This is a genomic window from Prochlorococcus marinus str. MIT 9313 (genome assembly GCF_000011485.1).
Taxonomy (GTDB): Bacteria; Cyanobacteriota; Cyanobacteriia; order PCC-6307; family Cyanobiaceae; genus Prochlorococcus; species Prochlorococcus marinus_D.
This window is the reverse complement of the sequence record NC_005071.1, coordinates 1,439,665-1,466,342: the sequence shown is the minus strand read 5'-3', so window position 1 is coordinate 1,466,342 and position 26,678 is coordinate 1,439,665. Positions and strand designations below refer to the sequence as shown.

28 protein-coding genes are annotated in these 26,678 nt (G+C 53.9%); 8 read left to right on the top strand and 20 right to left on the bottom strand.

All coding sequences use genetic code 11. From position 1 onward, the window contains the following. Nucleotides 1-57: 57 nt before the first annotated feature. Nucleotides 58-882: a hypothetical protein gene (locus AKG35_RS07345; RefSeq protein ID WP_041385139.1), complete on the top strand. Its 825-nt coding sequence runs from the start codon at nt 58-60 to the stop codon at nt 880-882. 36 nt (nt 883-918) lie between these two features. On the opposite strand, the gene AKG35_RS07340 is transcribed toward AKG35_RS07345, so the two are convergent. Both AKG35_RS07340 and rsmI read right to left on the bottom strand, forming a co-directional pair. Beyond that, complete coding sequence (locus AKG35_RS07340; RefSeq protein ID WP_011130748.1) at nt 919-1,146, bottom strand: hypothetical protein; 228 nt, start codon at nt 1,144-1,146, stop codon at nt 919-921. A 44-nt stretch (nt 1,147-1,190) separates the two neighbouring features. After that, the gene (gene rsmI, locus AKG35_RS07335) at nt 1,191-2,060 is read right to left on the bottom strand and encodes a 16S rRNA (cytidine(1402)-2'-O)-methyltransferase (protein WP_011130747.1); all 870 of its coding nucleotides are present in this window, start codon (nt 2,058-2,060) and stop codon (nt 1,191-1,193) included. Between the two features lie 24 nt (nt 2,061-2,084). On the opposite strand from rsmI, the gene AKG35_RS07330 reads away from it, so the two are divergent. After that, complete coding sequence (locus AKG35_RS07330) at nt 2,085-3,002, top strand: 3'(2'),5'-bisphosphate nucleotidase CysQ family protein (protein ID WP_011130746.1); 918 nt, start codon at nt 2,085-2,087, stop codon at nt 3,000-3,002. Nucleotides 3,003-3,021: 19 nt separating this feature from the next. Here AKG35_RS07330 and AKG35_RS07325 read toward each other — a convergent pair whose 3' ends face one another. The 13 genes from AKG35_RS07325 to sppA all read right to left on the bottom strand — a co-directional run bounded on the left by AKG35_RS07325 (nt 3,022) and on the right by sppA (nt 14,427). After that, nucleotides 3,022-5,193 carry a polyribonucleotide nucleotidyltransferase gene (locus tag AKG35_RS07325; RefSeq protein ID WP_011130745.1) on the bottom strand — a complete coding sequence of 724 codons (2,172 nt, stop codon included), beginning with the start codon at nt 5,191-5,193 and terminating at the stop codon, nt 3,022-3,024. Nucleotides 5,194-5,380: 187 nt separating this feature from the next. After that, complete coding sequence (rpsN, locus tag AKG35_RS07320) at nt 5,381-5,683, bottom strand: 30S ribosomal protein S14 (protein ID WP_011130744.1); 303 nt, start codon at nt 5,681-5,683, stop codon at nt 5,381-5,383. Between the two features lie 108 nt (nt 5,684-5,791). Continuing rightward, a complete protein-coding gene (gene rseP, locus AKG35_RS07315) occupies nt 5,792-6,874 on the bottom strand; it encodes an RIP metalloprotease RseP (RefSeq protein WP_011130743.1) in 1,083 nt (360 codons plus the stop codon). Nucleotides 6,875-6,893: 19 nt separating this feature from the next. Then, nucleotides 6,894-8,171, bottom strand: a complete 1,278-nt coding sequence (serS, locus tag AKG35_RS07310; protein WP_011130742.1) for a serine--tRNA ligase — start codon at nt 8,169-8,171, stop codon at nt 6,894-6,896. A gap of 74 nt (nt 8,172-8,245) precedes the next feature. Then, nucleotides 8,246-9,736, bottom strand: a complete 1,491-nt coding sequence (locus AKG35_RS07305; RefSeq protein WP_011130741.1) for an AAA family ATPase — start codon at nt 9,734-9,736, stop codon at nt 8,246-8,248. Continuing rightward, nucleotides 9,733-10,263, bottom strand: a complete 531-nt coding sequence (locus AKG35_RS07300; RefSeq protein WP_011130740.1) for a YceD family protein — start codon at nt 10,261-10,263, stop codon at nt 9,733-9,735. The genes AKG35_RS07305 and AKG35_RS07300 overlap by 4 nt, the downstream gene beginning before the upstream one ends. Continuing rightward, nucleotides 10,260-11,396, bottom strand: coding sequence for a membrane protein insertase YidC (gene yidC / locus AKG35_RS07295; protein ID WP_011130739.1), 1,137 nt, complete (start codon nt 11,394-11,396; stop codon nt 10,260-10,262). The genes AKG35_RS07300 and yidC overlap by 4 nt, the downstream gene beginning before the upstream one ends. An 81-nt stretch (nt 11,397-11,477) precedes the next feature. Next, the gene (locus tag AKG35_RS07290; RefSeq protein WP_011130738.1) at nt 11,478-11,885 is read right to left on the bottom strand and encodes a PH domain-containing protein; all 408 of its coding nucleotides are present in this window, start codon (nt 11,883-11,885) and stop codon (nt 11,478-11,480) included. Continuing rightward, nucleotides 11,882-12,268 carry a ribonuclease P protein component gene (locus AKG35_RS07285; protein WP_011130737.1) on the bottom strand — a complete coding sequence of 129 codons (387 nt, stop codon included), beginning with the start codon at nt 12,266-12,268 and terminating at the stop codon, nt 11,882-11,884. The genes AKG35_RS07290 and AKG35_RS07285 overlap by 4 nt, the downstream gene beginning before the upstream one ends. 60 nt (nt 12,269-12,328) lie before the next feature. Further along, entirely contained in the window at nt 12,329-12,466 is a 138-nt protein-coding gene (gene rpmH / locus AKG35_RS12395; RefSeq protein ID WP_011130736.1) for a 50S ribosomal protein L34, read from the bottom strand. A gap of 48 nt (nt 12,467-12,514) precedes the next feature. Then, nucleotides 12,515-13,105, bottom strand: a complete 591-nt coding sequence (locus AKG35_RS07280) for a DUF2808 domain-containing protein (protein WP_011130735.1) — start codon at nt 13,103-13,105, stop codon at nt 12,515-12,517. Between the two features lie 126 nt (nt 13,106-13,231). Next, the gene (gene aroH / locus AKG35_RS07275; RefSeq protein ID WP_011130734.1) at nt 13,232-13,618 is read right to left on the bottom strand and encodes a chorismate mutase; all 387 of its coding nucleotides are present in this window, start codon (nt 13,616-13,618) and stop codon (nt 13,232-13,234) included. Beyond that, nucleotides 13,615-14,427 carry a signal peptide peptidase SppA gene (gene sppA, locus AKG35_RS07270; protein WP_011130733.1) on the bottom strand — a complete coding sequence of 271 codons (813 nt, stop codon included), beginning with the start codon at nt 14,425-14,427 and terminating at the stop codon, nt 13,615-13,617. The genes aroH and sppA overlap by 4 nt, the downstream gene beginning before the upstream one ends. Before the next feature lie 53 nt (nt 14,428-14,480). On the opposite strand from sppA, the gene AKG35_RS07265 reads away from it, so the two are divergent. After that, nucleotides 14,481-15,440 (top strand): DMT family transporter, encoded by a 960-nt coding sequence (locus tag AKG35_RS07265; protein WP_011130732.1) that lies wholly within the window; start codon nt 14,481-14,483, stop codon nt 15,438-15,440. Nucleotides 15,441-15,558: 118 nt separating this feature from the next. After that, nucleotides 15,559-17,400: an ArnT family glycosyltransferase gene (locus tag AKG35_RS07260; protein WP_011130731.1), complete on the top strand. Its 1,842-nt coding sequence runs from the start codon at nt 15,559-15,561 to the stop codon at nt 17,398-17,400. Nucleotides 17,401-17,510: 110 nt separating this feature from the next. On the opposite strand, the gene AKG35_RS07255 is transcribed toward AKG35_RS07260, so the two are convergent. Next, nucleotides 17,511-18,053, bottom strand: a complete 543-nt coding sequence (locus AKG35_RS07255; protein ID WP_011130730.1) for a DUF721 domain-containing protein — start codon at nt 18,051-18,053, stop codon at nt 17,511-17,513. A gap of 66 nt (nt 18,054-18,119) precedes the next feature. Here AKG35_RS07255 and AKG35_RS07250 point away from each other — a divergent pair, with 66 nt between their 5' ends. The 4 genes from AKG35_RS07250 (at nt 18,120) to AKG35_RS07235 (ending at nt 22,012) form a co-directional block, all read left to right on the top strand. Further along, nucleotides 18,120-18,923: a PspA/IM30 family protein gene (locus AKG35_RS07250; protein WP_011130729.1), complete on the top strand. Its 804-nt coding sequence runs from the start codon at nt 18,120-18,122 to the stop codon at nt 18,921-18,923. Between the two features lie 125 nt (nt 18,924-19,048). Next, nucleotides 19,049-20,245: an aminotransferase class I/II-fold pyridoxal phosphate-dependent enzyme gene (locus AKG35_RS07245; RefSeq protein WP_011130728.1), complete on the top strand. Its 1,197-nt coding sequence runs from the start codon at nt 19,049-19,051 to the stop codon at nt 20,243-20,245. Continuing rightward, nucleotides 20,232-20,990 (top strand): biotin--[acetyl-CoA-carboxylase] ligase, encoded by a 759-nt coding sequence (locus tag AKG35_RS07240; protein WP_041384523.1) that lies wholly within the window; start codon nt 20,232-20,234, stop codon nt 20,988-20,990. Before AKG35_RS07245 ends, AKG35_RS07240 begins: the two co-directional genes overlap by 14 nt. A 50-nt stretch (nt 20,991-21,040) precedes the next feature. Beyond that, on the top strand, nt 21,041-22,012 hold the full coding sequence (locus tag AKG35_RS07235) for a M23 family metallopeptidase (RefSeq protein WP_011130726.1): 972 nt from the start codon (nt 21,041-21,043) through the stop codon (nt 22,010-22,012). A gap of 1,120 nt (nt 22,013-23,132) precedes the next feature. On the opposite strand, the gene AKG35_RS07230 is transcribed toward AKG35_RS07235, so the two are convergent. The 4 genes from AKG35_RS07230 to AKG35_RS07215 all read right to left on the bottom strand — a co-directional run bounded on the left by AKG35_RS07230 (nt 23,133) and on the right by AKG35_RS07215 (nt 26,657). After that, a complete protein-coding gene (locus AKG35_RS07230) occupies nt 23,133-23,855 on the bottom strand; it encodes a response regulator transcription factor (protein WP_011130725.1) in 723 nt (240 codons plus the stop codon). An 84-nt stretch (nt 23,856-23,939) separates the two neighbouring features. Further along, on the bottom strand, nt 23,940-24,356 hold the full coding sequence (locus AKG35_RS07225) for a response regulator (RefSeq protein WP_011130724.1): 417 nt from the start codon (nt 24,354-24,356) through the stop codon (nt 23,940-23,942). Next, nucleotides 24,353-25,093 carry an ABC transporter ATP-binding protein gene (locus tag AKG35_RS07220; RefSeq protein WP_041384520.1) on the bottom strand — a complete coding sequence of 247 codons (741 nt, stop codon included), beginning with the start codon at nt 25,091-25,093 and terminating at the stop codon, nt 24,353-24,355. Before AKG35_RS07220 ends, AKG35_RS07225 begins: the two co-directional genes overlap by 4 nt. Beyond that, nucleotides 25,086-26,657: an NAD(P)H-quinone oxidoreductase subunit N gene (locus tag AKG35_RS07215; protein WP_011130722.1), complete on the bottom strand. Its 1,572-nt coding sequence runs from the start codon at nt 26,655-26,657 to the stop codon at nt 25,086-25,088. The genes AKG35_RS07220 and AKG35_RS07215 overlap by 8 nt, the downstream gene beginning before the upstream one ends. Between the last annotated feature and the right edge of the window lie 21 nt (nt 26,658-26,678).

The following is a 26,678-nucleotide window of genomic DNA, read 5'->3' as shown; positions in this document are numbered from 1 at the left end:
TTTGGCAGTCAACATCGAGTTGGCCTCCTATGGTTAGAGGCTGCGAACTTGCAACCGATGGCGGCCAGCCGGCTCAGCGATAGTCAGAAATCTGAGCTTGTGGAGCGTTACAGGGCAGGTGATGCCACAGCAAGCCTTGCCAAGGCTTACGGCTGCAGTCCTAATACTGTCACGCGCACCGTTAAAACGCTGCTTTCAGAGAAGGACTACGTCGCGGTGAAGGCCTCTCGTGCCCAGCGTGGTGCCATCTCTAAGACCCTCTCTGCTGTTGGAGAAGCATCCGTTAAGGATCCATCAGAGTCGCTCTCATCGCAGCTGAATTCGCTTGATGAGGTGAAGCTTGAAGAGGGGAAGGTGGATGAGCTCGCGTTGGACGACGAAGCTGCAGGTGTTCTTGCTCTCGATGATGCCGATGACTTTGGTCATGATCCGGAAGAAGACTGCAGCGAAGATGATCATCTCGAGGCGGACATGGGGGATCTCCCTGAGTCCGAGGTGTTTCGCGAGCTGGTTCCTTTAGTCGCAGATTCTGTTGCTTTCAATGATCGTCCAACGGTTCAATCTCAGCCTCTCTTGCCTGGCTTGTTACCTAGCAGTGTTTATATGCTTGTCGACAAGACAGTTGAACTTGATGCACGCCCGCTGAAGGAGTTCTCAGAGTTGGGTTTGCTGGCCGATGATGATCAAGACAGATGGGCTCTTTGTTTGTTTGCCAATCCCCGTTCTGCCAAACGTCAGTGTGGACGTAGTCAAAGGGTGATCAAGGTACCTGACACAAGCGTTTTTGAGCTCACCACCTCCTATCTGTTGGCTCGCGGAATCACTCGTTTGGTGCTGGAGGGTTCACTGATTGCCCTTGATGCTCAAGCCCCATCGATCTGAACGGTTCTTGATTCGTCGCTTCAGAATCAGAGTCGTTCAGGCTCTTGGCTTGGGCAGCAGCAGAGCGGCTGTACTGCCGCCACTAATGACACCTGCGACGATTGACATCCCTACCAGAAAACCTGTGGGTAGCTCTGCGCTTTTGGCATCACCCAGCCTGAGACTGTGGCGATCACTGAGATTTTGGGCTCCCAAGCAGAGCACGACCAGGAGTAATCCGCCGCTGACAAGACTGGTTGTTAGCAGCCGCAGCCGCAGCAGCATGATGTGTTTTCGATGGTTCCCCTTAGTTTGCCGTTTCTAGGAGTTCACTCGCTCTCGTTTTCTACCATTTGGTGTACAAGGGCATAGAGAGCCCTCCTGGATTGCCCTGATTGTTGAGCGAGTTGTCGAGCGGCATCGCTTGCACTTGCTCCACTGGCCATCAAAGCTGCCAATTCCGCTCGCCAATGCGCGTCACTTTGCTGATCTGGTCCTGAAATTGGAGCACCTCCTAGAACAAGAGTGCATTCCCCTAGAGGCTTGTGTTCAAGAAAATGCTCTAGGGCTGCTGCGATCGTTGGCCCTACTTGTTGTTCATGGCGTTTGGTGAGTTCCCTGGCCACCTGCAAGGGCCGCTCATCCCCGCAAAGTTGCGCCAATTCTTTCAGCAGTTGCACCAGTCGGTGTGGCGCTTCGTAAAGAATGGTTGTTCGGGTCTCGCTGGCGACCGCTGCCAGCTGCTGCTGCCGTTCCTTGCCTCTGGAGGCTAGAAAACCTTCAAAACAAAAGCGGCCAGATGGAAGTCCGCTGCTCACTAAGGCTGTTGTTGCTGCACAGGGGCCGGGAATACAGATCACCTGATGCCCAGCTGCCCTAGCGGCTGCGACGAGTTGTTCGCCGGGATCGCTGATGCCCGGCAGCCCAGCATCACTGATTAAAGCCAGGCTTTGCCCTTCGTTGAGCAGTTGAAGCAGTTGCGGCAGGCGAGCTTTGGTGTTGTGTTGGTGGAAGCTGAAGCGTTGACTCTGCGCGCCCAAGCTGTTGAGTAGATGGCCGCTATGGCGTGTGTCTTCACAGGCGATGGCCGAGACATTCGTGAGCACAGAGCGTGCTCTGGGTGAGAGATCTCCGAGGTGACCAATGGGCGTGCCAACCACATAGAGCACCCCTGGTGCTGGTTCCTCTCGTTGACTCACAATGTGGCCTGCACGTGTCTATGCATGATGCCGAACGCACCTGTTCTGCCTGATGGTGTGAACCTGGAGATTTTGTTGCAGCACTTGAGGCGATTGAGCTGGGGTGCTGCAGACATCCTGCTGGCCTATGCCCGGGGAGAACAGCCACCGCATGGATTTTCTAAGGCTCTGAGTGTTGAGGATGGTGGTGAGGGGCCTGTTTCTGCCGCTGACCTTGCGGTGAATCGCTGGCTTCTGGATGGCTTAGAAGCGAATTTCCCCTTGGCAGATTGGACTCTATTGAGTGAGGAGACAGCAAAGGAGCAACTCACTGCAGGCGAACCCTTAGCGGCGGAATGGTTGTGGATCCTTGATCCCTTGGATGGCACAAAGGATTTCTTGCAGGGCACAGGTGAATACGCCGTGCATCTCGCTTTGGTGCGTGGTCAACGCCCAGTGCTTGGAGTGGTACTCCTGCCAGAAGCCGAGGAGCTTTGGTTCGGTGTGATCGGTTCTGGGGCTTGGTGCGAAGACCGGCGGGGAAAACGTTCGCCGGTGCGTTTTAGTCAGCGCCAGGCTGTTTGTGAGTTGATGCTGGTAGCGAGTCGCAACCACCGCGACAACAGGCTTGAACAGCTGCTAGAGAGTCTTGCTCTTGGTGGTAGCAAGGCTGTGGGCAGTGTGGGTTGCAAGGTGACCACGATTTTGCGCGGAGAAACAGATTTGTATGTCTCTCTTTCAGGCCGTAGTGCTCCAAAAGATTGGGATATGGCGGCTCCAGAGGCGGTGCTGATGGCGGCAGGGGGATGTTTCACTCATGCTGATGGACGCCAGCTTGCTTATAACAGCGGTGATGTACGTCAGGCTGGATGTTTAATCGCCAGCCATGGGCTCGCCCACGCCCAGCTTTGTGAAGCAGCGGCGCGGGCTATGAAAGAGATCGACCCAGGCTTTCAGGTTTGAATTGACCTGAAGCAGCCGATTAGTTGAGAGGGGCTACAGGAGTTGGAGCTGGCTCTGATTGAGTCTCTTCGCCGTTTTGAGGCACGCCTCTGAGTGTGAGGTTGATACGGCCACGATTGTCAATCTCTCGTATTCGTACTGTTACTTGATCACCTACTTTTACGACGTCGTCGACCTTCTCCACGCGAGCCTCTGACAGCTGGGAGATGTGGATCATGCCCTCTTTGCCGGGCAGGATCTCTACGAAAGCCCCGATCGGAATGATCCTTGTGATGGTTCCGGTGAACACCTCCCCCTCGTTTACTTTGCGGGTAAGTCCTTCGATGATGCGTTGGGCTGCCTCTGCAGCAGCCCCGTCATGAGAAGCAATCGTGACGATGCCACCGTCTTCAATGTCGATCTTGGTGTTCGTGCGTTCTGTGATGCCCTTGATTGTGCGACCACCTGGTCCAATCACTGTGCCGATCAGTTCTGGATCGATTCTGAAGCTCAGCAGGCGCGGGGCATGGGGAGAGAGGGTAGTTCTGGGAGCGTCGATGGCTTCCAGCATCTTCTCGAGGATGTGGATCCTGGCAGGGCGGGCCTGATTGACAGCTTCTGCAATGGTTTTGACCGGAAGGCCGGTGATCTTCATGTCCATCTGCAGGGCCGTGATGCCATCTTTTGTTCCAGCCACCTTGAAGTCCATATCACCGAGGAAGTCCTCGATTCCCTGGATGTCAGTGAGGATGCGAATCTCAGCATCTTCCTTGATCAAGCCCATGGCGGCTCCGCTGACTGGAGCCTTCAGTGGAACACCAGCATCCATGAGGGCCAGGGTGCTGCCGCAGACCGAGCCCATCGAGGTGGACCCATTGGAGCTGAGGACTTCGCTCACCACCCTGAGCACATAAGGGAAGCTGTCCTTGGGAGGCAGTACTGGAATGATGGCGCGTTCAGCGAGGGAACCATGGCCTACCTCACGGCGCCCGGGCGATCGCATTGGACGTGTCTCGCCAACGGAATAGGGCGGGAAGTTGTAGTGGTGTAGATAGGTCTTCTCAGGTCCAGGGTTGAGGTCATCCATCTCCTGGGCATCGCTGGGTGTGCCTAGGGTGGCGGTGGACAGCACCTGGGTTAGTCCGCGTTGGAAGAGTCCGGATCCGTGCACGCGTTTTGGCAGCACGCCTGCGGCGGAACTGATCGGGCGCACCTCATCGAGCTTGCGACCATCGACTCGTTTGCCTTGTTTGATGATCTGCTCACGCATCAATTTTTTGGTGAGCGCCTTGAAGTTGTTGCTCAAGACTTTGCTGTTGGCATTCACTGACTTGCGAACGGCATCGTCTTCTTTGAGGCTGTCAATGGCTTCAGCAGTTTTCGCTTTGATGGCATCCAACTTGCTATCGCGTTCAGCTTTGGTCTGTTCAAATTGCTTAAGCACTTCCCCGATGCTCTTGCTGCAATTTTTTTCTAGATAAGTCGACAGCTTGGTGTCTTGGTCTTGAGTGGGGGGTTCGGGCTGTACCTGCTTAATCCCTGCATCCTTGAGGATGGTTTGCTGTGCCTTGATTAATTCGCATACGGCTTCATAGCCAAAGTCGATGGCTTCGATGACATCCCCTTGTGGCAGCTGGTTTGCACCGGCTTCAACCATGACAACCCCATCTGGAGTACCAGCTACCACGAGATCGAGATCGCCACGTTCGATTTCTCGATAGCTGGGATTCAGAACGAAATCGTCACCGAGAAGCCCTACCCTTACTGCAGCCATTGGCCCCTGGAAGGGGATGCTTGCTAGCAAGGTGGCCATGGAAGCTCCCGTAACGGCAAGCACATCTGCTGGAACCCGTTCATCGAGAGAGAGGCATGTTGCCACGATCTGAAGGTCGTCCCTCATCCAGCTAGGGAATAAGGGCCTCATGGGGCGGTCGATTAGACGAGCGATCAGTGTGGCTCTTTCTGGCGGGCGTCCTTCACGTCGCATGAAACTGCCAGGAATGCGGCCAGCTGCATAGAGCCGCTCCTCGTAGTCGCAAATCAGGGGAAGAAAATCGATGCCTTCGCGGCCTGTTGATCTGGTGGCGGTTACCAGGACGGCGGTGTCGCCGCATTCCATCATCACGGAACCACCGGCCTGGGGGGCATATCGCCCTGTGGTCAGCCGAATCTCCCGACCATCAAAGGAGATCGACTGTGTCTGACCTTGCACGTTCTCTTATGTTTTTTTTGTCAAGCACCATACTGGCACTTTGCCGAGTCAACTTTCGTGGAATTTTGGAATTGATTCCTGTTGGTTCAGTTGCTAAGCAACAAAAAAGAGGGATGGATGACTTCAATCCCTCTTGCGAATGAGTAAGAGCTCTCTACTCCTAATAGATGCAGAAATGGTTTGAGAGTTACCAGCTGGACTTGACGACTCCAGGAAGTTCGCCCTTGTGAGCTCGTTCTCTCAGCTGGTTGCGGCATAGCCCGAAGTCGCGATAGACGCCTCTTGGCTTTCCTGTGGCCCAGCAACGATTGCGGATGCGGTTTGGAGCACTGTTGCGCGGGAGAGCTTGAATCTTGCGGTGGATCTCAAGACGTTGCATTGGATCCTTGGCTGCATTGAATGCTTCCATTAGAGCCGCTCTCTTGGCTGCGTAGCGCTCAACAATCTTCTTGCGCTTTACATCACGGGCGATCATTGACTTTTTAGCCATGCGGCAGTTTTGAAGCGCGAGGGTCGATAACGAACTTTACCTTCCAACTGCTGCAATTGTTTTGCTTGCCCAGTTTTCAGCTGCTCAGGCTCTTGCAAATAGGGCAGATCAGTGACCGATCAGCTGTTGCACTACAGATAGTTGAGTGGTGTCGCGGACGATCAGCACCACACTGAGACCTACTAATAAAAAAAAGCCTGATTGCATGAAAGCCATTTGGATGCGCTCCGGAATTGGTCGCCCACGCACGCCTTCTAATAGCAGTAGCAACAGTTGGCCGCCATCAAGTAGGGGTAGCGGAATGGCATTGAGTACGGCGAGATTGATCGAAAGCAATGCCGCGAAGAGCACTAGGCCAGAACTTCCCTGGCTGGTTAGCTGGGCGCCCATTTCGACAATCTTCACAGGGCCACTGACTTGTTGGGCTGTGGTTGCGAAATCAGTGATGAGTCCTGAATAGCCCTTAACGGTTCGACTGAGTAGGGAAATGAATTGGCTGTCAACATGGTTCAGAACCTCTCCGGGGCCCTGGGCCCGGCGGGTTTTGCCTGTGACGTTGGCCTGCAATTGGGCGCCCACCCTGCCATTGCCTTGTTGCTCAGCGGGGATGAGCAAAATCTTGCTGCGTTGACCCGAACGGACTCTGTCCAGGTGAATTTTGCTGCCTGGTGACTCTTTGATTTGACTCACCAGGGCCTGGATCGCTTCTTGACCTCGCCCTAGCTCGTTGCCATCCACGCTGAGGATTCGATCGCCAGCGGCTAGCCCTGCAGCAGCAGCGGCTTCTCCGGGTTGAACGGCTACAACGATGACACCTGGATCAGGTTGGCTTGGCAGCCCGATCATGACCGCTTGGCCCATTAGCACCAGCCATGCCAGCAGAAGATTGGCCATGACCCCTGCACAGATCACCAGGGCTCGTTGTCTGATCGGCCGGTTGCGTAGTAGGTCGGGATCATCAGGGGGGATTTCGCTGTTTTCGTCGTCATCCGGAAATGAAACGAAGCCCCCTAAAGGCAGAACTCGAAGCGCATATGTGACACCCCTTCGTTGTCGTTTGATCAGCGCCGGTCCAAACCCGATCGAAAATCCATTCACACGGATTCCCTGAGCAGTGGCAGCCAGAAAGTGCCCAGCTTCATGAATGATGATTAGCAGGGCTAGAACCGTCAGCGCCGCAAAAACGTTCATTCAGCTTCTAGCAATGGGTTCATTCTGGCTCTAGTCGATCGTTGCCGAAATAAGGCACAAGTGCCTTGGGGAGGAGGACACTCCCATCAGATTGCTGGCCTGTTTCGAGAAGGGCAGCCATGGTGCGTCCTACCGCTAGGCCACTGCCATTGAGGGTGTGGATGAGTCGGGTACCTTTTTCGTCTTTGGTGCGAATAGCAGATCGCCGTGCTTGGAAGTCTCCACAGATACTGCAACTTGAAATTTCCCTGAAGGCGCCTGCTCCTGGTAGCCAGACTTCGAGGTCGTAGGTGCGTGAGGAAGAAAACCCTAGATCACCTGTGCAAAGTTCAATCACGCGGTAGGGCAATTCCAAGGCCTGCAGCACGGCTTCGGCATCGGCTGTGATCTGAGCGTGGGCAGCCTGCGAATGGTCTGGATGGACGAACCAATAGAGCTCCACCTTGTTGAATTGATGCAGCCGGATCAGGCCACGGGTGTCTCTTCCATAGCTGCCAGCTTCGCGGCGAAAACATGGACTGTAAGCGGCGTATCGCAGTGGAAGTTGCTCAGCGGGGATGATTTCATCGCGGTGCAGAGATGTCACCGGCACCTCTGCAGTTGGTGTTAGCCAGAGGTCGTCTTCAGCGCAGCGGAAGCTTTCTTCGGCGAATTTTGGCAGCTGACCAGAGCCCGTAAGGCTGGCGGTATTCACCAGTACCGGAGGCATCACTTCTCGATATCCCTTTGAGGTGTGAAGGTCGAGCATGAAGTTGATGAGTGCTCGTTCCAGTCGCGCACCCTGACCCATCAGGGTGACGAAGCGACTTTGGGCAATTCGTACAGAGCGTTCTGTTTCGAAAAGTTTGAGCCGCTCGGCAATTGACCAGTGCTCCAGAAGGTCTTTCCCTTCACGTGGCTTGCCCCAACGGTGTCTTTCTTGGTTGTCGTTCTCATCGCGTCCTTCAGGACAATCAGGGGAGGGCAGGTTTGGCAAGCTCAGCAGTTGCTCTCGCAATCGCGCTGATAGTTGTTTCTCCTCGTCTTCTAAAACGGCCACCTTTTGCTTGATTAGGTTGCCTTGCTGTCTTAGTTCTGCCACGTCGCTGGCTTTTGGGTCGCTTCCCTGCTGGATCCGTTGACCGACTTCCTTGCCGATCCGATTCCCTTCTGCCTGGAGGCTGCTGCGCTGTTCCTCGAGATTTCTTTGTTGCTGGGCGATCAGTTGTAGGCCCGTTAGATCTAACGTAATGCCCCTTCGGCCCAGTTCGTTGGCAATCAGGTCGGGGTTGTCCCGCACCAGGCGCTGGTCAAGCACGAGGGTTTTCAAGTCAGCGCGGGCAGCCTAAGTGTTGTTGGCTCTGCAAATGAATCCTGTTTGGTTTCGCCTATTCAGCCTGCGAGATTGGAAGCAACAGAAGATGCTGCTCGGGCTCTTCCGCTAGCGGCCCATTCCTTAAGGGCGTTGAGTTGTTCTCGGGCTGTGCGGGAGAGCGGCACCAGTTGGCTGGCAGCAAGAATTAGGTCGCTCTCTCCAAGTTCTCGGCGTTCGGCGAAGGCCAAGTGCATGGCCTCAATCACAGTCTGTTCGAGTTCGGCACCTGAGAAGCCTTCACTTCGATCGATGACCGCCCCCAAGGGGAGGTTTAAGTTCGGTCTTCGTCGCTGAATATGGAGCTCAAGGATGTTGCGGCGTTCCTCGCTGAATGGCAGGTCAAGCAAAAAGATTTCGTCGAAACGACCTTTGCGCAGAAGCTCTCCAGGTAAGCGTTCTACGCCATTAGCGGTAGCGACGACAAAGACCGCGGAGGTTTTCTCCGCCATCCAGGTGAGCACGTTGGCAAGGACACGTTGACTGGTGCCGCCATCACTTCGGGCATCACCACCAAAACCTTTGTCGATCTCATCAATCCAGAGAACGCATGGAGACATGGCTTCTGCCCGCTGGATCGTCTCTCTGGTACGTGCCTCGCTAGCACCCACTAGCCCGGCAAATAGGCGGCCTACATCGAGGCGCAGCAGTGGCATCGACCAGTTGTGGGCGATGGCCTTGGCGGTGAGCGATTTGCCTGTGCCTTGGGGGCCGATCAGTAGAACGCCGCGGGGCAGTGGCAAGCCAAAGTGACGAGCTTCGTCGGAGAATGCCTGATGACGTTGCTCTAGCCAACCCTTAAGGCTATCGAGGCCGCCTATGTCGGCCAGCGAGGCTTCTGTAACGCAGTACTCCAGAACCTCGCTGCGGGCTACGGTCTGACGCTTTTCCTCAAGGACTTCGGCCAGATCTGCCCAGCCTAGTTTGCCTCGCTGGGCTAGAGCACGGGCTGCCACCTGACGCACCCTCATTTCGCTGAGGCCGCTGCAAGCGTGGGTGAGCTCTTCTAAAACGTCTGCTGAAAGGGGGGAGCCGCTTGCCTGGGCAATGTTCTCCAGCAGTGTTCGTAGTTCTGGTTCCTGAGGTAGCGGGAGATCGAGAATGGTCAGGGAATCATCAAGATCGCTGGGCGGAGTCCATGGGCCTGAGCAGAGCACCACAGTGTGGGGTTGATGGCGCAAGTGAACCGATAAGTTGCGCAACATGCGTGCGATACCAGCGTCTTCGCAGAAGTGATAAAAATCTTTGACTAGCAATAGGGTTGGACTACTGGCATCAAGTTGTTGCAGCCATTGCAGGACAGCCATCGGTTGACGTGCCCCAAGGCCTTCTTCGTTAAGCACGCCTTTAAGGCCGCCAATAAAATCCCAGCTGGCAAGGCGACGGGGCTGTAGTCGTTTTGCGGCTTGCTCAAGCAGCACTTCAACACGCTCCTCTTCGCTGCTCCGAATCCAAAGCAGAGGTGTTCTGGCTCTGATTAGCAGATCCAGGTGGTTATCCCAGCTCGTCATGGCGAGGTGAGTTTTTGTAATGCTGCCCAGCGTGGATCGAGATCAGTTCCCTCAGGTTTCACGGCAGTGGTTTGGGCTGAGGGCTGCTGTTGAGCTGGACCGGGACAATCGGCCCCACAACGCTTGACTAAAGGCATCTGCAGACTCAGTTGTTCGAAAACCCAACGTTCTGGGTCAAAGCTGCCAAGAGGGTCAAGGCACTCCATCAGTGCATCCATATCCTCGGAATGGCTCGAGCCATTGAGTTCGTTTGGTTTTGGACCATTGCCCTTCAGCCAGATCAGTTCTTCGGTATTACAGGCGAGAGTTTGATTGAATTCGCTTAGGCATCGATCACAGCAGAGGGTGACGATGGTTTGGAATTTTCCTTTCACTTCCAGAATGCTGCCTTGATGCTCGGCACTGATGCTGCCTCTCAATGGGGTGAGAGAGGCCATCTCGTCCAGATGTCCCTCGATAGACCAGTGCCGAGGAGCAGCCAAGGCTTTTAGCTCTTGCAATGAAATGGGTTGGAGCCCTGGGATCATTTACTACGTTTTTTAGGTTCAAAGGGAAGACGATCTGATCCACCGATGGCTTCTGTTGCTAACGCAGGTTTGGATAGCTGGTCATTGAGGATTTTCTGCAGGTTCTCAGGTAGGGCTTCACGACTAAGCAGAAAAGTTTGACCTGCTTGAAAGATGTTTGCGATCACCATATACAGCAATACACCTGCTGGTAGTGGAAAGAACAAAAACATGCCAGTGATCATCACTGGCGTGATCTTGTTGGCTGTTGATTGTTGAGGGTTCGCAGGCAGCCCCCTGCCGGACAGGATCTGCGAGACCAAAAGCGTCAAGCCAAAACCACCAACCAGAATTGCAATATCCCAGTTGATTTCCCCATCGACGTAGAAACCAACTTGTCCAAGGGCCTTAATGAATAGAAAGCCACTTTGGGCAGCAAGGCCAGGAATTTTGCCTTGAACGGTGGCATCGCCTTCAGCCAAAGCCTGGACAGTGCCATCGGCCGACACCTTGACAAGATCATCCCCCTTGGTGACGCTCCAGGTTGGCGTGAACTTGGTTCCACCTTCTACGCCAGAAAGCCTGCTTGTGAAGCTTTCGCCAGTGAGCGTTTGCAGCTTGATTTGGGCCTTGTCTCCAACTCCTAATTTTGTGCCGCTTGGCAGAGACGCAATGACTGGGAAATGTTTGGTTTCACTGATGAAAATCGAATGCTTGCTACTGGTAAATGGCTTGGGTTCAATGGCTGCAATTTGGTCGCTAGGCAGCACCTTGAGGTTCACCAAGTAAGGCACATCAGCAAACGGTGATCCTCTAAGGGTTGCAAACAGGGCGAAGAGAATTGGCATCTGTACCAATAGGGGTAGGCACCCTGAGAGGGGGTTGCCGAACTCCTTCATGACTTTCCCTAGTTCCTCCTGTTGCTTCTGAGGGTCTTTGGCATAACGGCTCTTGATTTCATCCTGGCGCTTCTTCATCGCCGGCTGGGCGATCCGCATGCGACGAGCGCTACGAATGGATCCAGCACTTAAGGGGAACAGTGCTAATCGGATGACCACTGTGAGGGCGACGATGGCGAGGCCATAGCTCGGCACTAATCCGTAGAAGAAATCCAGGATCGGGAGCAGAATGTTGTCGGAGATGTACCCGATCACGATCGATTGCTGAGGGTGGATGGAACTGTGATGCCAGTGTGCATCAGCACCTATATGGCTGGGTTACACGCTGGGAGTTATTTAAGCCGCAAAGCCCTTTAGATCCTGGGGTGAACCTTTGGCCCTGCGGGCGCTAATCCGTGCATTGATGTATTTCTCGGTTTCTCTGAAGCTAGGTAAAGAGCGCATCTCAAGTCTTGAACCATCGTTAAGTACCAGTACCATGTCACCCCAGGAGCCAAGGCCACGAGGCACTGAGCGCACCTCCTTGATTTGGCTATACACGACTTGGGTCTTATCGCGTCCCAGCCATCCCCCAGTTACTGAAACGCGTCGATTGGTAATGCGAAAGCGCAGCCACAACGCTCGAATCACAGCTCCAATGGTGAAAGGAAGGCCAATCAGTGTTAGCCCCATCAATAGGTTGATGATGAGATCGCTTTGAGCGGGGCCTCCTTCATAGAAGACCTCTTCTGAGGTTGTGATCATGACAACAAACCTGCTTGATTGAGCAATCTGTCGCATTCTTCTAGCAATGGAGATGCCTCTATTGCGGAGGCGACTGGCTTGAGGCTGATCAGCACCCAGTGATTGCAATGCTCGGGTGCAACCTCAAGCCTGCTTCTTAGGTGATCGTGCAGAAGTCGACGCAGACGGTTGCGAATGACGGCCCGTTTACTCACTTTGCTGCTGATCACAACGGCACAACGGCATGCCGTGGAGTTGTGGTGCCGATGGGGTGCTTTGAGCAGTTGGGGATTTGCTTCGATGACACGGAGCACCATTGAAGTTCCATAAAAGCGATAGCCCCACTTCTGAAGGTGCTCAAAACATCGGCTTCCCCGTAATCGCATTGATGCTGGCAGCACCATTGGAGGTTGGCTTCCTGAGCAAGTGGCGTGATTTGAGTGATTGACCCGCAGTGTTATGGATTAGACAGCGAGACGCGCACGGCCACGTTTTCGGCGACTGCGGATCACTCTTCGACCAGTGTGATTTCGCATGCGCACACGAAATCCTGAGACGCGTTTTCTCTTGCGGCTGGTTCCACCAAAGGTTCTTTTTGTCATTGAAGGAGAACGGCGTACAGTCTTTTTTCAGTCCACCAACTTATCAGTTCAGTTGATGTCAATCAGCCAGCTACCAAGGTAGCCGCCCATTGGTACATCTCCAGGAGCTTGGGCAAGGGCATTGAACTGGAACATCCCACGTTGGTCGGGGTTAAAGATTTTCATGACCACCGCATAGGTGTCTTCTGTAGGGATGGGGGTGTCCGGGAAGACTTCAATGCTTGTTTGGTCTTCAGAGACTTCGAAAATTGCAGGAACCTCTTCTTTGCAGCGGGTGCGTGAAAGCATTCCCCCTAGATGGACAAGGCAAAGGCTCAGGTTGTTCGGTTTGATCTTTGCATCGAAATAATCAGGTACAGAGATGCTTAGCTTGAGGATCGCAGTTTTGCGGTCCTTGGGTTTCAGCATCAGGTAATAGGTTGCTCGATCACGCCTGATGGTTGAGCTTTGCCAGTAATAGAGCTTTTTATAGTCTTTAGAGTTTTCCCAGCGAAATTCAAGTAGCGCTGGTGTTGCCTGGGCTCGGGCCTTTGGTGGTGTGATGCTTTCAAGCATCACACTGGAACCGATCAATCCGGCAGTAAGGCCTCCTAAGGCAAGGGTGCCTGGAATACAAAACCTGAAGAGCTGATTAACCATGAGATCTAGCGGGTGTGTTGGTAACCACCAGCACTAAAAAGTATATGGATTCTCCTTTGCTCTCCTCTATGAATCAAAAAGACTAGGACGGCCTATTAGTTGGCAGCTTTTGGAGCGGCAAGTGATTCAGCATCGATCTGGACGCAGTAAAGAGGTTTCGCCAAGGTAGGGATGTTGAGGGGGCTGATCTGAGGGCAGCCAGGCATGGGCAAGCATGCGGATGCAGCGTTTCAGATCCCCCTCGACATACATTTGTTGGCAGTCCAGCAGTGCTATCGACTCCCATCCTGCTTGTTGGCGCGCGATCGCTGCAGGGAAACAGGCGTTTAGGTCTGCCGTGACAGAGAACGTGATGGACACGATGTCTGCAGGGTTGAGTTGATTGCGTTGCATTAGCGCTTTCACAAGCTCGCTGACGGCTGCCTCGATGGCTTTGGTCGTGTTGGCAGAGCTTGTTGTGGCACCTCTGAGCCCGTGTAAGTGGAGGCTTCCATATGGGATGGCAGTGGTCATGGCAGAAAGAGCCAGAGCACCTGACCATTGTTGCCAAGCTCAAGGTTGAGAAACTCAGCAAGTTTGGATAGGAGTTTGCTGCCTGGCAGAAATCCCGCTATCCGTTTTTTGGGGCGCCCAAGCTTGATCGTTTGGGTGTTGGCTTCATCAAGGTCCGCCAGCTTGGCCGCAAGTTTTCGAGCATGTTCTTCATCTCCCAGCTCATCGACGAGTCCGAGTTCGTGGGCCTGAGTGCCGCTGAACACGCGGCCGTCGGCGAAGTTGCGAACCTCTTCGGCACTGAGATGGCGGCCTTCTGCTACCGCGTTCACAAATTGCTCATAGCTGCTATCGATCAGTGATTGCAGTAGCTGACGCTCCTCTGCTGTGAGTGCGCGATCAGGCGAGAGAATGTCCTTGTAGGTGCCGCTTTTTACTGTCTCAAAGCGGATGCCGATTCGCTCCAGCAATTTGGAGAGGTTGTTGCCCCGCAAGATGACCCCGATTGAGCCAGTGATTGTGCCGGGATTGGCAACAATTTTTTCTGCAGCTACCCCGACATACACACCGCCGGAGGCGGATACATTGCCGAAGCTTGCTACGACATGACAACCCTTTTCTCTAAGCCTGAGCAGGGCCGCATGGATTTCCTGACTGTCACCGACAGTTCCTCCTGGGCTGTCGATGCGCAGCAGAAGAGCGGGAAACTCTCTCTCTTCAACTTCCTTGATCGCTTTCAGCACCCGCTCGCGCGTTGCACCGCTGATTGCTCCGTCAATGGTGATGTGTGCGATCCTTCGGCGAGATTTGCGTCGCCAGAGCCAGCCCATTCAATTTCTTCGTAGAGGATTGGATCTTAAAAAGGAACCTGCTTGTTGCCTTCATGTTGTCAATACGGCACTGGCTGTTGATGGTCCTGCCCTTTGCCCTTTGGGGTACGGCCATGGCTGCGATGACACCTCTGGTGATTTCGGGCGGACCGCTTCTCGTCGCTTGTCTGCGCCTTTTGCCAGCAGGAGTTGTCATCCTGCTGGCCTTGCCGTCGCTGGGACGTGACTGGGCTATCGCCTCAACTGACAGGATTTGGTTCCTGGTCTTTACGGTTGTTGATGCATGTCTTTTCCAAATGTTCCTGGTCAAGGGCTTGGCCTACACCGGAGCAGGGATGGGATCGGTGCTGATTGACTCCCAGCCATTGCTGGTAGCTCTGCTGGCACGCAGCCTCTTTGGAGAGTCCATTAACCCAGTTGGCTGGATGGGTTTGATGTTCGGTTTGGTCGGGATTATCTGCCTTGGGGCCCCGCCGGATTTGTTGCGCCATTGGTGGTTGCTAGGCGAACAGGCATCTGGTTCCAGTTTGTTGGAGCAAGGGGAAGGCTGGATGCTCGCAGCAGCCATCGCTATGGCCTTAGGCACAGTGCTGAGTAGGTATGCCTGCCGGAGCAGTGATCCCGTTGCGGTCACTGGTTGGCACATGGTCTTAGGCAGCTTGCCGTTACTGCTCTGGCACAGTTTTGATCGCACATGGCCTTTGTGGCCTGATTGGACTGGCTTTGATTGGGGATTGATGGCTTACGCCAGCTTGTTTGGCAGTGCCCTGGCCTATGGATTGTTCTTTTGGCTCGTCAATCGGGAGGAGCTCACAAGCTTTAGCACCCTGGCATTCCTTACACCGGTGTTTGCCCTTGCTGCTGGTGGCGTTTGGCTAGGAGAACGGCTTCAGCCTCTGCAATGGTTCGGGGTGGCTTTGGTCCTGCTTTCGGTGCTTGTTGTGAGTCAGCGTCGTCGACTATGGGAACCGGTTGAAGTTGACTCGGATGTGTTGCCGGGGGAAATCGGTTGATTTTATTTCTTCCCTTGCGCTTGGATGGAGATGGTCCACTCTGCTGGCCTGCCCCTATGGCACTTCTGAAGATATTGGGTCTGCTCAGGAACATAGCCAGGAATGCCACCATCACTAGATGGTGCTGACGTTTGCTGCGACGGTGTTGCTGTCTCCTCTTCAACGGCGTCGAGGCCTGCTGCTGATCCTGGCGTTTGGGGTAGCTCTCTGCCTTTGGCAGTTAGGAGACTCTGGTTTGGTTGATGAAACCCCGCCTCTCTTTGCCGCGGCAGGTCGTGCCATGAGTACTACAGGAGATTGGCTGACGCCGAGGGTTAATGGTCTGCCTCGCTTCGACAAGCCTCCTCTGGTGTATTGGCTAATGGGGTTGGTTTATGCCTTGCCCGGCCATGAGGTTTGGGACCCATTAGGGACATGGGCGGCACGTCTTCCTTCTGCTCTTGCATCTGTCTTGATGATGCTGGCCCTTGGTGACACTGTGATGTGTTGGCCCCAGAAGGATGACGCTTGTCCACGCCGAACAGGTGTTGCGGTGGCCTTGGCCTTTGCTCTTTCGCCACTGGTTATGGTCTGGAGTCGGGTTGCTGTTAGCGATGCCTTGTTTTGCAGCACCTTGGGGGTGAGTTTGCTTCTGCAGTGGCGCCGCTTTGCTGCCCCGAGTACCCAGCCATGGTGGTTGGCCTGGCTTGTTTTGGGTTTAGCAGTGCTGACCAAAGGACCAGCGGCTGTCGTGCTGACTGGCATGGTGCTTGTTCTATTTGCTTTGCTGCAGTGGAATCTGGCCAGCCTTTGGCAGCGGTTGCGCCCTCTGCCTGGTTTGTTGATTACTGCCCTGATCAGCCTGCCTTGGTATGTGGCGGAATTGCTTGTGGAGGGACAACCTTTTTGGGATAGCTTCTTCGGCTATCACAACCTTCAACGCTTCACATCAGTAGTCAATAGTCACCTGCAGCCTTGGTGGTTTTTCGGGCCTGTCTTGGTGGTTGCGTCCCTGCCATTTACCCCCTTGCTGATCCTTGGGCTGTTGCAGGCCTTCGTTCCAGTCAGGAAGGGCGGTGCGCTTTGCCAGACAGAGCCTGAGGGATCTCTGCAGAGTTTTGCGGCCTGTTGGCTGCTAGCTGTGTTGCTTCTATTCACTTGCGCTGCCACAAAATTGCCAAGTTATTGGTTGCCTGCGACACCGGCGGCCGCGTTGTTGATTGGATTGGCCGCAAGTGTTTCCCCTCAACAGCGACCAGGTCTTGTTTGGGCATGGGGCGGATCAGTTGTTTTGGCGGGATTGTTAGCGGCAGGGCTGTGGGCTTCACCGTTCTGGGTTGAATGGATTTATGACCCGGAGATGCCCACCCTTGCGGCAGAACTGCTGGCTAGTCGTCTTGTACTCAGGGCAGCAGTTTTTTGCAGTCTTTCGGTGCTACTTGGGATCTGGTTGGCTTGGCGGCCACGGCCTGGGCGATTGCTGGCCCTTCAAGGGCCATTGGTTGCTTTCCAATTGTTTTCGTTCTTACCGATGTGGGCGTTGGGTGACAAGGTGCGCCAGTTGCCTGTAAGGCAAGTTGCTCATCTGTTGGTCGCTTCTCAGAAGTCTCGAGAACCCTTGGTGATGGTTGGGGCAATCAAACCTTCCCTTCACTTCTACACCGATCAGGTGGTGGTTTATGAGGGGCGCTCTGCGGGGGCGTTAGTGAACCTGGATGATCGATTACGAGAAGAAGAGCGCAGTGGATGGTCAGGTCTGCCTATTGAGGGGCCCATGGGATCTTCAACCGCTCTCGTGGTGATTGATCAGGGCACAACGCAGCGGAGGCATTGGCAGGACCTTCAACCTGAGCTGCTTGGCAAGTTCGGGATCTATAGGGTTTGGCGGTTGGATCGTCGGACTCTTGAGAAGCGAGCGAATCAGCTCAAATCTGAAGGGTTCCAAACTGATTGGCGGCAACCACGACCTGAGCGTTTCTGATGTTTTGGTTGTCTTCATTGCAGGATGAAGTGGGTGCTTCGGCCTGCTCTTGTCATTTGCTTTTGGACCACCATGCGAGCAAGACGTCTTGCATGGTGCGTGAGCAGGATTTAAGCGCTGGTCTCCGATTGGGGCGGGTCAGCAAGTTGAAGTCTTCTACAGAAACCACATCGTCCCCAGAGGGCCATTTCTCCAGCTGGAGCAGGACTACCGCAGGCCTGACAGGCGGCCATTCCATGAACATCAATTCTGCTTGGATGTCGTGCCCAGATGCTGGCTTCACTTTCCAGCTTTGGGGTGTTTCCGGGGTGGTGTTGTTGAATGCGGAGATCTTTGATGTCATGGCCCGCGGCACGCAGGGCTGCCAAGAGTTGGGGGCGGTTATAGAGCAGGGCCTGCCTCCACTGAGGATGGCTGGCGCCGATGATCAAAACCCCTTGGCGAACGTTGAGTGGGCGGCAGTGAGGGGCAAGCAGGGGGCCTGCCAGTCGGGGCCATTCTTGCCAGAGACCAGCCATGGAGCCTTGTCGCTTCCAGTCACGCTTAATGGATTCAAGGCAGTTGCAGAGGGCTGTGACTGGGGCGGGAGGCGCTTCTTGCAGCACTTCTCCTCGACCAAGCCGTTTGCGTTGCTGATCAGGAGCTATGGCCATCTCAAAAGCCTAAGTGGAGTCTTGGCTCCAGCTCGCTAGCCTCCGAGAGGTCTTTTCAATGCCTCGATGGGCTTCTTTGACCGGTTAAGCCGCTTATTACGTGCCAATCTCAACGATCTCGTGAGTAAGGCCGAGGATCCCGTCAAGATCCTTGATCAATCGGTTGCAGACATGCAAGCCGATTTGGTCAAGTTGCGACAGGCTGTTGCTATGGCCATCGCCAGTCAGAAGCGGCTTCGCAATCAGGCTGATCAGGCTGAGGGTCAAGTTAGAACCTGGTACGAACGTGCTGAGCTGGCTCTTCAGAAGGGTGAGGAGGATCTCGCGAAGGAAGCCCTTACTCGTCGTAAGGGTTTCCAGGAATCTTCTACGGCGCTCACCAACCAGCTCAAAGGGCAGGAAGGGCAGGTGGAGACTCTCAAGCGGAGCCTAGTGGCTCTTGAGGGCAAGATCGCCGAGGCCAGAACCAAGAAGGACATGCTCAAGGCCAGAGCACAGGCGGCAAAGGCCCAGCAGCAATTACAGAGCGCTGTGGGCAATCTTGGCACTAACTCTGCAATGGCGGCCTTTGATCGTATGGAAGACAAGGTCCAGGCCTTGGAAGCCAGTAGTCAGGCTGCCGCTGAGCTCGCCGGTGCTGATCTTGAGAGTCAGTTTGCTGCTTTGGAAGGTGGAAATGATGTCGATGATGAACTATCTGCTCTTCGTCAGCGTCTTGAGGGGGGGGCTGAGGCAGTGGCTTTGCCCGCCGCGGAGACGTCTTCACTTGAGGAGAGTAAGGATGCCAATGGCCCAGAGGTAGAGGCTGTCAAGGTGGCTGAGGTGGATGCTGAGTTGGAGGAACTGAAGCGCGCCATCGACAAGCTCTGAAAGGGGATGGATTTCATCGGCAGATCATTGTGCTGCAAGATGTCTTGCCTCCTTTGCGGAGTTCTTAACGGCTGCTTATTTGATGTAGTAACCGATCACCAAAACACAGTTTTAGCTTTCCGTTGATGGCGACTTCAAGGCGTCTAGGCAGATTGGGTCGTGGCGTTTTTGACCGCAATGACCGCCGTAAGCAGGCTTATCGCTTGGCTAACGCAGGCCCTCAAAGTTTGCCTCTGCTGGATTTGTCACTGGGGTCCACAGACTTATCACCTCCAGCGGTGGCACTTGAGGCTATTGAAGTTGCTCTAAGGGCACCTGAGAGCTCTTCCTATTGCTTGCATGCTTCGACGAGGCCCTTTCGGGAGGCGGTCGCTGCGTGGAGTCAGAGGCGCTTCGGTGTCAGCGTTGATCCAGATCGGGAAGTGTTGTTGTTGGTCGGTTCACAGGAGGGAACGGCCCACCTGCCTTTGGCAGTTTTGGATCCTGGGGATTCTGCCTTGATTCTGGATCCTGCCTATCCCTCACATCGGGGTGGGTTGATTTTGGCCGATGCCCGTATTGAACGACTGCTGCTACGACCGGAGCAGGAATGGCGACCTGACTTCAAGGCTTTAAGCAACAGTCAGTGGGACCAGTTGCGGATGATGGTTTTTGGGTTTCCTCATAACCCCACAGCCCAGGTAGGAGAACAGAGCTGGTTGGCGGAAGCCATGGATCGGGGCATCCGTCATCAAGTGGTGGTTGCTCACGACAATCCTTATGTGGATTTGGCACTGGACGGTGAGGCGCCAGCTCTGTTGCGTTGTCCTGGTTGGAGGGAATGCGGGATTGAGTTTTTCTCCTTCTCCAAGGCCTGGTGCTTGGGGGGGTTCCGATTGGCCTTTGCGATTGGTGCTGAACATTTGATTACAGCCCTACGTGAGCTCAAGGGTGTCGTGGATTTCAACCAATCCTTGGCGTTACAGAGAGGCGCCATAGCCGCCCTTACCGATGCCCAAGATTGGCCTCAAGAGATTCTTGGGGTTTACCGGGAGCGCAGAGACAGGACCCTGGCAGCTCTCCACGCATTGGGTTGGCATGCTCCTTGTCCATCAATGGCGCTTTATCTTTGGTTGCCGATTCCAGCCTGGGCAAAACAGCAGAACTACAACGATGAGACTTTGGCGGCAGATCTTTTGGATCAGACTGGAGTTGCCTTGACGCCTGGATCAGGTTTTGGCTCCGGCGGGGATGGTTGGCTTCGCCTGGCCCTGGTCCATCCGGTGGAAGATTTGGAGGCGGCAGTTGCCCGGATGTGGCCTTGGTGGCATGCGCACATCTGACTCATGGACTGGTGCTGCTGCGGTTGCCCGTTTGTGGCGTAGGCAGTCTTGCGGGGCTAGGCCATGGCAGTTGCGATGGCAGCCGGTCTGTGCGAGTACTGAGTTGATGTTGTCTGGTTGGCTGAAGCAGCAGCCTTGTTCAGCTCAGCAGCCTCGGGCCTTGTTTGCTGATCGCCAGACCCATGGGAGGGGACAGCGTGGTCGGGTCTGGCAGTCACCGATCGGTGGGGTTTGGATCAGTGCCGCTTTGCCCTGGTTTGATGCTCAGTGCTCTGCCGGTATTTTTGGAATAGCAGTGGCTGTGGCGCTGGCTGAAAGGCTCGAGCGGCGGGGAGTGCCCGTGAGTATCAAGTGGCCTAACGATTTGATGGTGGGGAACCGTAAATTGGCTGGTCTCTTGCCGAGATTGGTGCACCGTGGCAATCGCGTCAGGCTGGCACGCATTGGTCTTGGCCTGAATGTTTGCAACCGTGTGCCCAGAGAAGGGATTGCCTTAGATGAGTTGCTTCGATCAGGCCAGTGTCAGCCTTTGGTCTGGATGGCAGAAGTGCTATGCGCTCTTGATCGAACTATGGATTTGGCTGGTCGAGCGGATTGGGTTTGCGCCGAAGCTGAGCGACGCCTCTGGACAAAGCAGGTTCGTGATCCGAAGGGTGGTGAACTCTGGGACGTGATCGGACTGGGACTGGATGGGTCGCTTTTGCTGAGCCAGGGTTCTCGGACCATGCGCTGGACACGTTGGTGATAACTGAATTGGATTTTTCTATAGTTTTTCTCGTCTGAGGATCCGATCGGGTGCCGTTTCGCTGGTTCGCTGCTGCATGGCTGCTTTCAGTGCCTGTCCTTGCCAAGCCAATGGATCCTGTTGCTCAAGCGGTTCGGCAAGCACCGTTGTTGCCTGCGCGTGAGGCTAGTCAGCTTGAGCGGCCGCAAAGGTTTGATCAATCTCTTGAAGAGCTGGAGCGCAACAAGGTGATCACTTCAGCGGAACGCCGACAGTTGGAGGGGCATGCGGTGGGTTTGACGATCGATGTGCCTCGGATGCAGCAGGCCTGTCGGAGTGGTGCTCTGTCAGCCAAGGAATGTGCCAGTGGCGTTGCTCTGCGGTCTAGGGGCCGTCGAGGTCGTTCCCAGTTCAGCTTGCTGCGCCGTGGCCCTGGCGGTCGGCCATTGCCGCCGCTTACGGTTCCGGTTTCGGCATTGTTGGCAGGCTCTGGGAGTGGCTTCAGCTTGGCTTCAGTGTTTGCGGTGACTCCGAGGCCCAAGCCTCTGCAAGGGAATGGAGATCGTCAGCTTCTTTTCCCGATCATTGGTGGGGCTTTTACCAGTAGTGAATTCGGCATGCGTTTGCATCCTGTGATTGGCCATTGGTTGATGCATGCGGGTAAAGACCTAGCCGCACCAGAAGGTGCTCCGGTGGTGGCTGCATTAACGGGAACTGTTGTCAGTAGCGGCCTAGCTGGGGGCTATGGCATTGCTGTTGAACTGGAACATGATGCTCCTCGCAGGCGCACGCTTTATGGGCACCTTTCAGAGATTTATCTGCGGCCGGGTCAGCGGGTTCGTCAAGGGGAGGTGATTGGTCGGGTTGGTAGTACCGGCTTAAGCACTGGACCACATCTCCATTTCGAATTGAGACGCCCTCAGGGTGGCGGTTGGGTTGCGATGGATCCCGGTGAGTTGGATCTCAATCCACTCATTGCTTCAGGTGTCGACCCTGTTTCGCTGTTGGTCGGTCAGTTGATCGAGAGCCTCGAACGGCCTTAATCAATTAACACCTTGCTTCGTGAAGGAAAAAAGAAATCTTTTGATCTCTCCCGATGGAAGAATTTTGAGTATTGAGAATGCAATTTGGGCAAAACCAAACAGTCAAATGCCATTCAAGAGCCCGAATAAGTCATGCATTTCTATAATAAATTATAGAAATGAGAAAAGTGCAAGATGAGCACTTATGATCGAAAATTCATTTATTCTAAATTGAAAAATATAATCATAGCTTCATTGCCAATGACGGCAATGAAGCTATCTCTCTTCTGACAGACTCAGCTCAACCTGTTATTGCACAGGAATAACAGGCAAGTGGATCCCAATTAGGTTCTTGCATCCAAATAGGGCTTGGAACTAACTTGGTTAAAACAGTGGATGGAGATCTTCATGGTCAAAGTGTATCTGCTGCTGAACGTAATGTCTTGGTTGGCGGCATAGGTATTAGATAAGATTTAGGTCTATCCGGGCTGACATGTCTGTCCATAGATGACCTGATATAGGCAGCTTCAGCGTAGGTGGCCTTAAATATGACTCTAATATGAATAACTATTTTTAGAGAGTCGGTTTAGGTTTGGCTCTAGATATTCCCGCTAATTCGAATTGGACGCCTTGCCTTTACGCTGCTGGTGGTCCAACTTGGGGATGCATGGCTAACGATGTAGCGGGGGACTTTCGGTGGAGGTATTGGTGTTGCTTACGAAGCTTCTGAAGGAGTTGATGTCTTTGTCTAAGTTGTTGATGGTTGGGCTCTGCCCCAAATAAATTGATAATATTAATACTGATGCTTTGGGAGCGTTAGGAGTTGAGGGTGGCCTGCGATTCCGTCTCTAAATGAAGCTCGATAATTTGATATTCAACACGCTTTAATAAAGGATAAGATTGATCTTTATGCACCTCTTAAGAGGTGCATTTTTAATGCGACCGATTGAAAGTTTTCCATGCCAATCGGTTTTAGAGAATAATGGCTGGAAGCAGGAAGATTTGTTCTGCGGATACAATGCCTAAGTCTTATATAAAGAAAAAGGTCTTTGTGAAAAGGCACTGAGGAAATGAAGTCCTTCTTCGTAAAAATATGGCTTAAGATATTTTCATTATAAAAGCTGAAGGCAATTTGCATGTATTATTCTTCTCGAAGGATGAAGCCAACCCCGCGAACTGTGTGAATCAAAGTAGCAGTACCTTTTTGTTCAATCTTTTGGCGCAGATAGCGGATGTAAACGTCTAGAAGATTGTCATCTCCGAAGAAGTCCTCTCCCCATACAGCTTTCATAATGGCGTCACGTTCGTGAACTTTTCCTGCGCCATTCATCAGAAAATATAGTAACTCATATTCTTTTACGGAAAGTTGAATCGTGCGATTGTCGCGCGTTACATCCCTGGTGCTGGTGTTCATCTTTAAGTCCGCCACTTGTATGGTCTCTGGTTGATGCTCGATGCCAGAGCCTCCTGAGAATTGCTCTGCTCTGCGTTGCATGGCTCGTAATCTGGCCATGAGCTCTTCAATGGAGAAGGGTTTGGTTAGATAGTCATCAACTCCAGCATCCAGAGCCTTGACGCGATCGGTGACATCGTCATGACCTGTGAGCATCAAGATCGGTGTCTTAATGCCACTAGAACGAATACGTTGACAGATATCGACACCTGTGAAATCGGGAAGGTTCCAATCAAGAATGATGAGGTTTGGTGATGGATCACTGCGAGCTTTGATCAACCCTGAGGCGCCGTCCTCCGCCACGCTGACCTCATAACCCTCAACATCAAGCTCTAGGCGTAGAAGTTCTGTCAGCCTCGGTTCATCATCCACCAATAGGACTCTGGTTCTCGGTGATGATGCGTTAGTCATTCATGCAATCAACCTGGTGCCTACTTAAGCAGTTTGTCTGGATCCAGACCTTGTGCAATCAATGGTTATTCGTGGGCCCCTCCTTCAGGGTGTGGATCCATTTAGGAGGGTGGGAAGTCTCTCGAAGAGGTCGGGTTTGATGACATAGCTTTCAGCACCGGCCTCGAGGGCCTGGCGCTGTTTGCTTGGGTCACTGAGGGCGGATACAACAACAATCCTCGGCAATTTGACATGGCAAGCTTGTTGATGCAGTTGCTGCAGGCATTCAAGCCCATTCATACCTGGCATCATCAGGTCCAGCAGAACTAAATCAATGCTCTCCAAAGAGCTGTTCTCAAGAAAGGTTTCGGCCGATTCAAAGCTCAAGACGTGATGACCTTCGTCTTGAATTTCCTCCTTGAGCAATTCACGAACTCTGGGATCGTCATCCACTATGGCCACGGTAAGAGGCTGGGTCTTACCAGATATTTCGATGCGATTAGGGGAATCGGTTTGGTTCATTCTTTTGTTGATCTGATATCAGTAGTAGCCAGCTCAGCGCTCCAGTCCCGAACGACTTGACCATCGTGGAAGCGCGCCATTCGGTCGGCCCTTTCGGAAACATCGTTTTCGTGGGTGACCAAGACCAGAGTGATCCCCTGATGATGCAACTCATCGAAAAGGTTGAGAACATCTTCTGTGGTTCTTGAGTCGAGAGCACCAGTAGGTTCATCAGCTAGCAATAGAGCTGGTTGGTTGATAATTGCTCGGGCAATTGCAACACGCTGCTGCTGACCTCCCGAGAGTTGATTGGGGCGGTTTCCTATTTGTTTGCTGAGACCTACGCGCTCGAGAGCTTGTTTAGCTTGCTCTCTTCGCTGGGCAGCAGGCACCCCGGCATAGATCATTGGCAGCATTACATTCTCCAGGGCTGTGGCCTGAGGGAGTAGGTGAAACTGCTGAAAAACAAAGCCCAGTTCTTGATTGCGCAGATTCGCCAGAGCGTCATCATCGAGATCTTCGACCGCTACCCCGTTGAGCCGATAGCTGCCGCTGGTGGGACGATCCAGGCAACCGAGAATGTTCATGGCTGTGCTCTTGCCAGAGCCGCTCGCACCCATCACGGCTAAATAATCCCCTTGATACACGATCAGATTGAGATGGTCTAGAGCTTTTACTGTTCCAGCTCCTTGTCCGTAAAGCTTGCTAACATCGCTCAGCACGGCGACGGGTGTGCTGCTTGCCGTTGGATTAGCCAATGGATCTTTGGCTGCCTAGAGCAATGGCTTCCTGGAGAAGCGGCGTGCCGGCTACGGCATTATTAGCCCATTGAAAGAGAGGATTTGAAAGAATCCCCCCAACGGCTGTTACAACAACGCAACCCACTAGTGCTATTCGAAGTGGAGGCATGCCAATCGTTGACCACTTGATCGATGGATAGGACTTAACGACATCGGACGCTTCTTTTGGTTCTTTGACCACCATCATTTTGATGACAGAGATGTAGTAATAAATCGAAACTACGGAGGTCACTAGGCCAACAACGACGAGGAGGTATTGATGGTCGGCCCAGCCAGCAAAGAAAAGGTAGATCTTGCCAAAAAATCCGAGCATCGGAGGTATGCCACCCAAGGAAAGAAGGCATAGGCTGAGTCCCAGCGTTATCAACGGATCCTTCTGATAGAGACCTGCATAGTCAGAAATTCGATCACTTCCCGTGCGGATGGAAAAGAGGATGATGCAGGCAAAGGCTCCAAGGTTCATGAATAGATAGGCCGCCATATAGAGAACCATTGCAGCGAAGCCGTCTTCGGTTCCGCACACCAGGCCAATCATCACGAATCCTGCCTGGCCGATGGAGCTGTAAGCCAGCATTCGCTTCATTGATGTCTGCGCCAGCGCGACGACGTTGCCTAGGGTCATGCTCAACACAGCAAGCACGGTGAAAAGCAATTTCCATTGGTTGTCGAAGGCACCGAAGCAACCAACCAGCAACCTCAGTGCAAGAGCAAAGCCAGCAGCTTTAGATCCCACTGAGAGGAATGCGACGACTGGAGTTGGCGATCCTTCATAGACATCCGGGGTCCATTGGTGGAAAGGCACCGCAGCAATTTTGAAGGCCACCGTGGCAAGTACGAAGACCAGTGATAGTGCGGCCAGTGGAGTAGGGCTGGTGAGTAAAGCAAGGCCAATAGCCTGCAAGCTGGTGGTACCGCTGAGCCCGTAGAGAAGAGAGGCGCCGTAGAGAAAAACTGCGGCGGCGGCGGAGCCCACCAGCAAATATTTGAGTGCTGCTTCGGAACTGCGGGCATCTCGTTTCATGTAGCCAGCCAGTAGGTAGCTCGCCACGGAGAGGGTCTCGAGGGAGACGAACACGCTCACAAGATCAGTTGAGCCGCAAAGGAGCATTGCCCCGAGGGTTGCGGCCAGAAGGATGGCGGCATATTCACCAATTGGCGTGCCGCTCTGTTCCGCGTAGCGCCAGCTGATCAGTAGTGACAACAATGTCGAGAGCGCCACCACGGCCCGAAAGGAAATGGCCAGGTTGTCAGCCAGAAAAGCTCCAAGGAACGAGGGTTCCAGAGGGGCATTCCATTGCTGGGCGAGGAGCACGAGTGCTGTGCCAAGGCCGGCATAACAAATGGGGGGTACCCAGCGGGCTGCAGCCTGCTCGCCGGCCAAGTCCACAAGTAGGGTCGCCAGCATTGCGACGAGAACAGCCCCTTCAGGGGCAATCGCACCCGCATTGAGTGCAAGGTTGAGCAGCTCCCCTGGAGGTGCCACGGCCTGGGTGGCGAGAAGAAATACACCCATGTCGGGCATGACGCGTGCACGATCAGACCA

Excerpts from the sequence above, each read along its gene's own strand:
- sppA (WP_011130733.1), bottom strand. The coding sequence starts at position 14,427 with ATGGGCTGGCTCTGGCGACGCAAATCTCGCCGAAGGATCGCACACATC.
- AKG35_RS07255 (WP_011130730.1), bottom strand. The coding sequence starts at position 18,053 with ATGGCCATAGCTCCTGATCAGCAACGCAAACGGCTTGGTCGAGGAGAA.
- rpmH (WP_011130736.1), bottom strand. The coding sequence starts at position 12,466 with ATGACAAAAAGAACCTTTGGTGGAACCAGCCGCAAGAGAAAACGCGTC.
- AKG35_RS07250 (WP_011130729.1), top strand. The coding sequence starts at position 18,120 with ATGGGCTTCTTTGACCGGTTAAGCCGCTTATTACGTGCCAATCTCAAC.
- AKG35_RS07300 (WP_011130740.1), bottom strand. The coding sequence starts at position 10,263 with ATGATCCCAGGGCTCCAACCCATTTCATTGCAAGAGCTAAAAGCCTTG.
- aroH (WP_011130734.1), bottom strand. The coding sequence starts at position 13,618 with ATGACCACTGCCATCCCATATGGAAGCCTCCACTTACACGGGCTCAGA.
- AKG35_RS07240 (WP_041384523.1), top strand. The coding sequence starts at position 20,232 with ATGCGCACATCTGACTCATGGACTGGTGCTGCTGCGGTTGCCCGTTTG.
- AKG35_RS07225 (WP_011130724.1), bottom strand. The coding sequence starts at position 24,356 with ATGAACCAAACCGATTCCCCTAATCGCATCGAAATATCTGGTAAGACC.
- AKG35_RS07265 (WP_011130732.1), top strand. The coding sequence starts at position 14,481 with ATGTTGTCAATACGGCACTGGCTGTTGATGGTCCTGCCCTTTGCCCTT.
- AKG35_RS07215 (WP_011130722.1), bottom strand. The coding sequence starts at position 26,657 with ATGCCCGACATGGGTGTATTTCTTCTCGCCACCCAGGCCGTGGCACCT.
- AKG35_RS07340 (WP_011130748.1), bottom strand. The coding sequence starts at position 1,146 with ATGCTGCTGCGGCTGCGGCTGCTAACAACCAGTCTTGTCAGCGGCGGA.
- rseP (WP_011130743.1), bottom strand. The coding sequence starts at position 6,874 with ATGAACGTTTTTGCGGCGCTGACGGTTCTAGCCCTGCTAATCATCATT.
- AKG35_RS07345 (WP_041385139.1), top strand. The coding sequence starts at position 58 with ATGGCGGCCAGCCGGCTCAGCGATAGTCAGAAATCTGAGCTTGTGGAG.
- AKG35_RS07305 (WP_011130741.1), bottom strand. The coding sequence starts at position 9,736 with ATGACGAGCTGGGATAACCACCTGGATCTGCTAATCAGAGCCAGAACA.
- AKG35_RS07330 (WP_011130746.1), top strand. The coding sequence starts at position 2,085 with ATGATGCCGAACGCACCTGTTCTGCCTGATGGTGTGAACCTGGAGATT.
- AKG35_RS07260 (WP_011130731.1), top strand. The coding sequence starts at position 15,559 with ATGGTGCTGACGTTTGCTGCGACGGTGTTGCTGTCTCCTCTTCAACGG.
- AKG35_RS07290 (WP_011130738.1), bottom strand. The coding sequence starts at position 11,885 with ATGATCACAACCTCAGAAGAGGTCTTCTATGAAGGAGGCCCCGCTCAA.
- AKG35_RS07245 (WP_011130728.1), top strand. The coding sequence starts at position 19,049 with ATGGCGACTTCAAGGCGTCTAGGCAGATTGGGTCGTGGCGTTTTTGAC.
- AKG35_RS07285 (WP_011130737.1), bottom strand. The coding sequence starts at position 12,268 with ATGGTGCTGCCAGCATCAATGCGATTACGGGGAAGCCGATGTTTTGAG.
- AKG35_RS07280 (WP_011130735.1), bottom strand. The coding sequence starts at position 13,105 with ATGGTTAATCAGCTCTTCAGGTTTTGTATTCCAGGCACCCTTGCCTTA.
- rpsN (WP_011130744.1), bottom strand. The coding sequence starts at position 5,683 with ATGGCTAAAAAGTCAATGATCGCCCGTGATGTAAAGCGCAAGAAGATT.
- AKG35_RS07230 (WP_011130725.1), bottom strand. The coding sequence starts at position 23,855 with ATGACTAACGCATCATCACCGAGAACCAGAGTCCTATTGGTGGATGAT.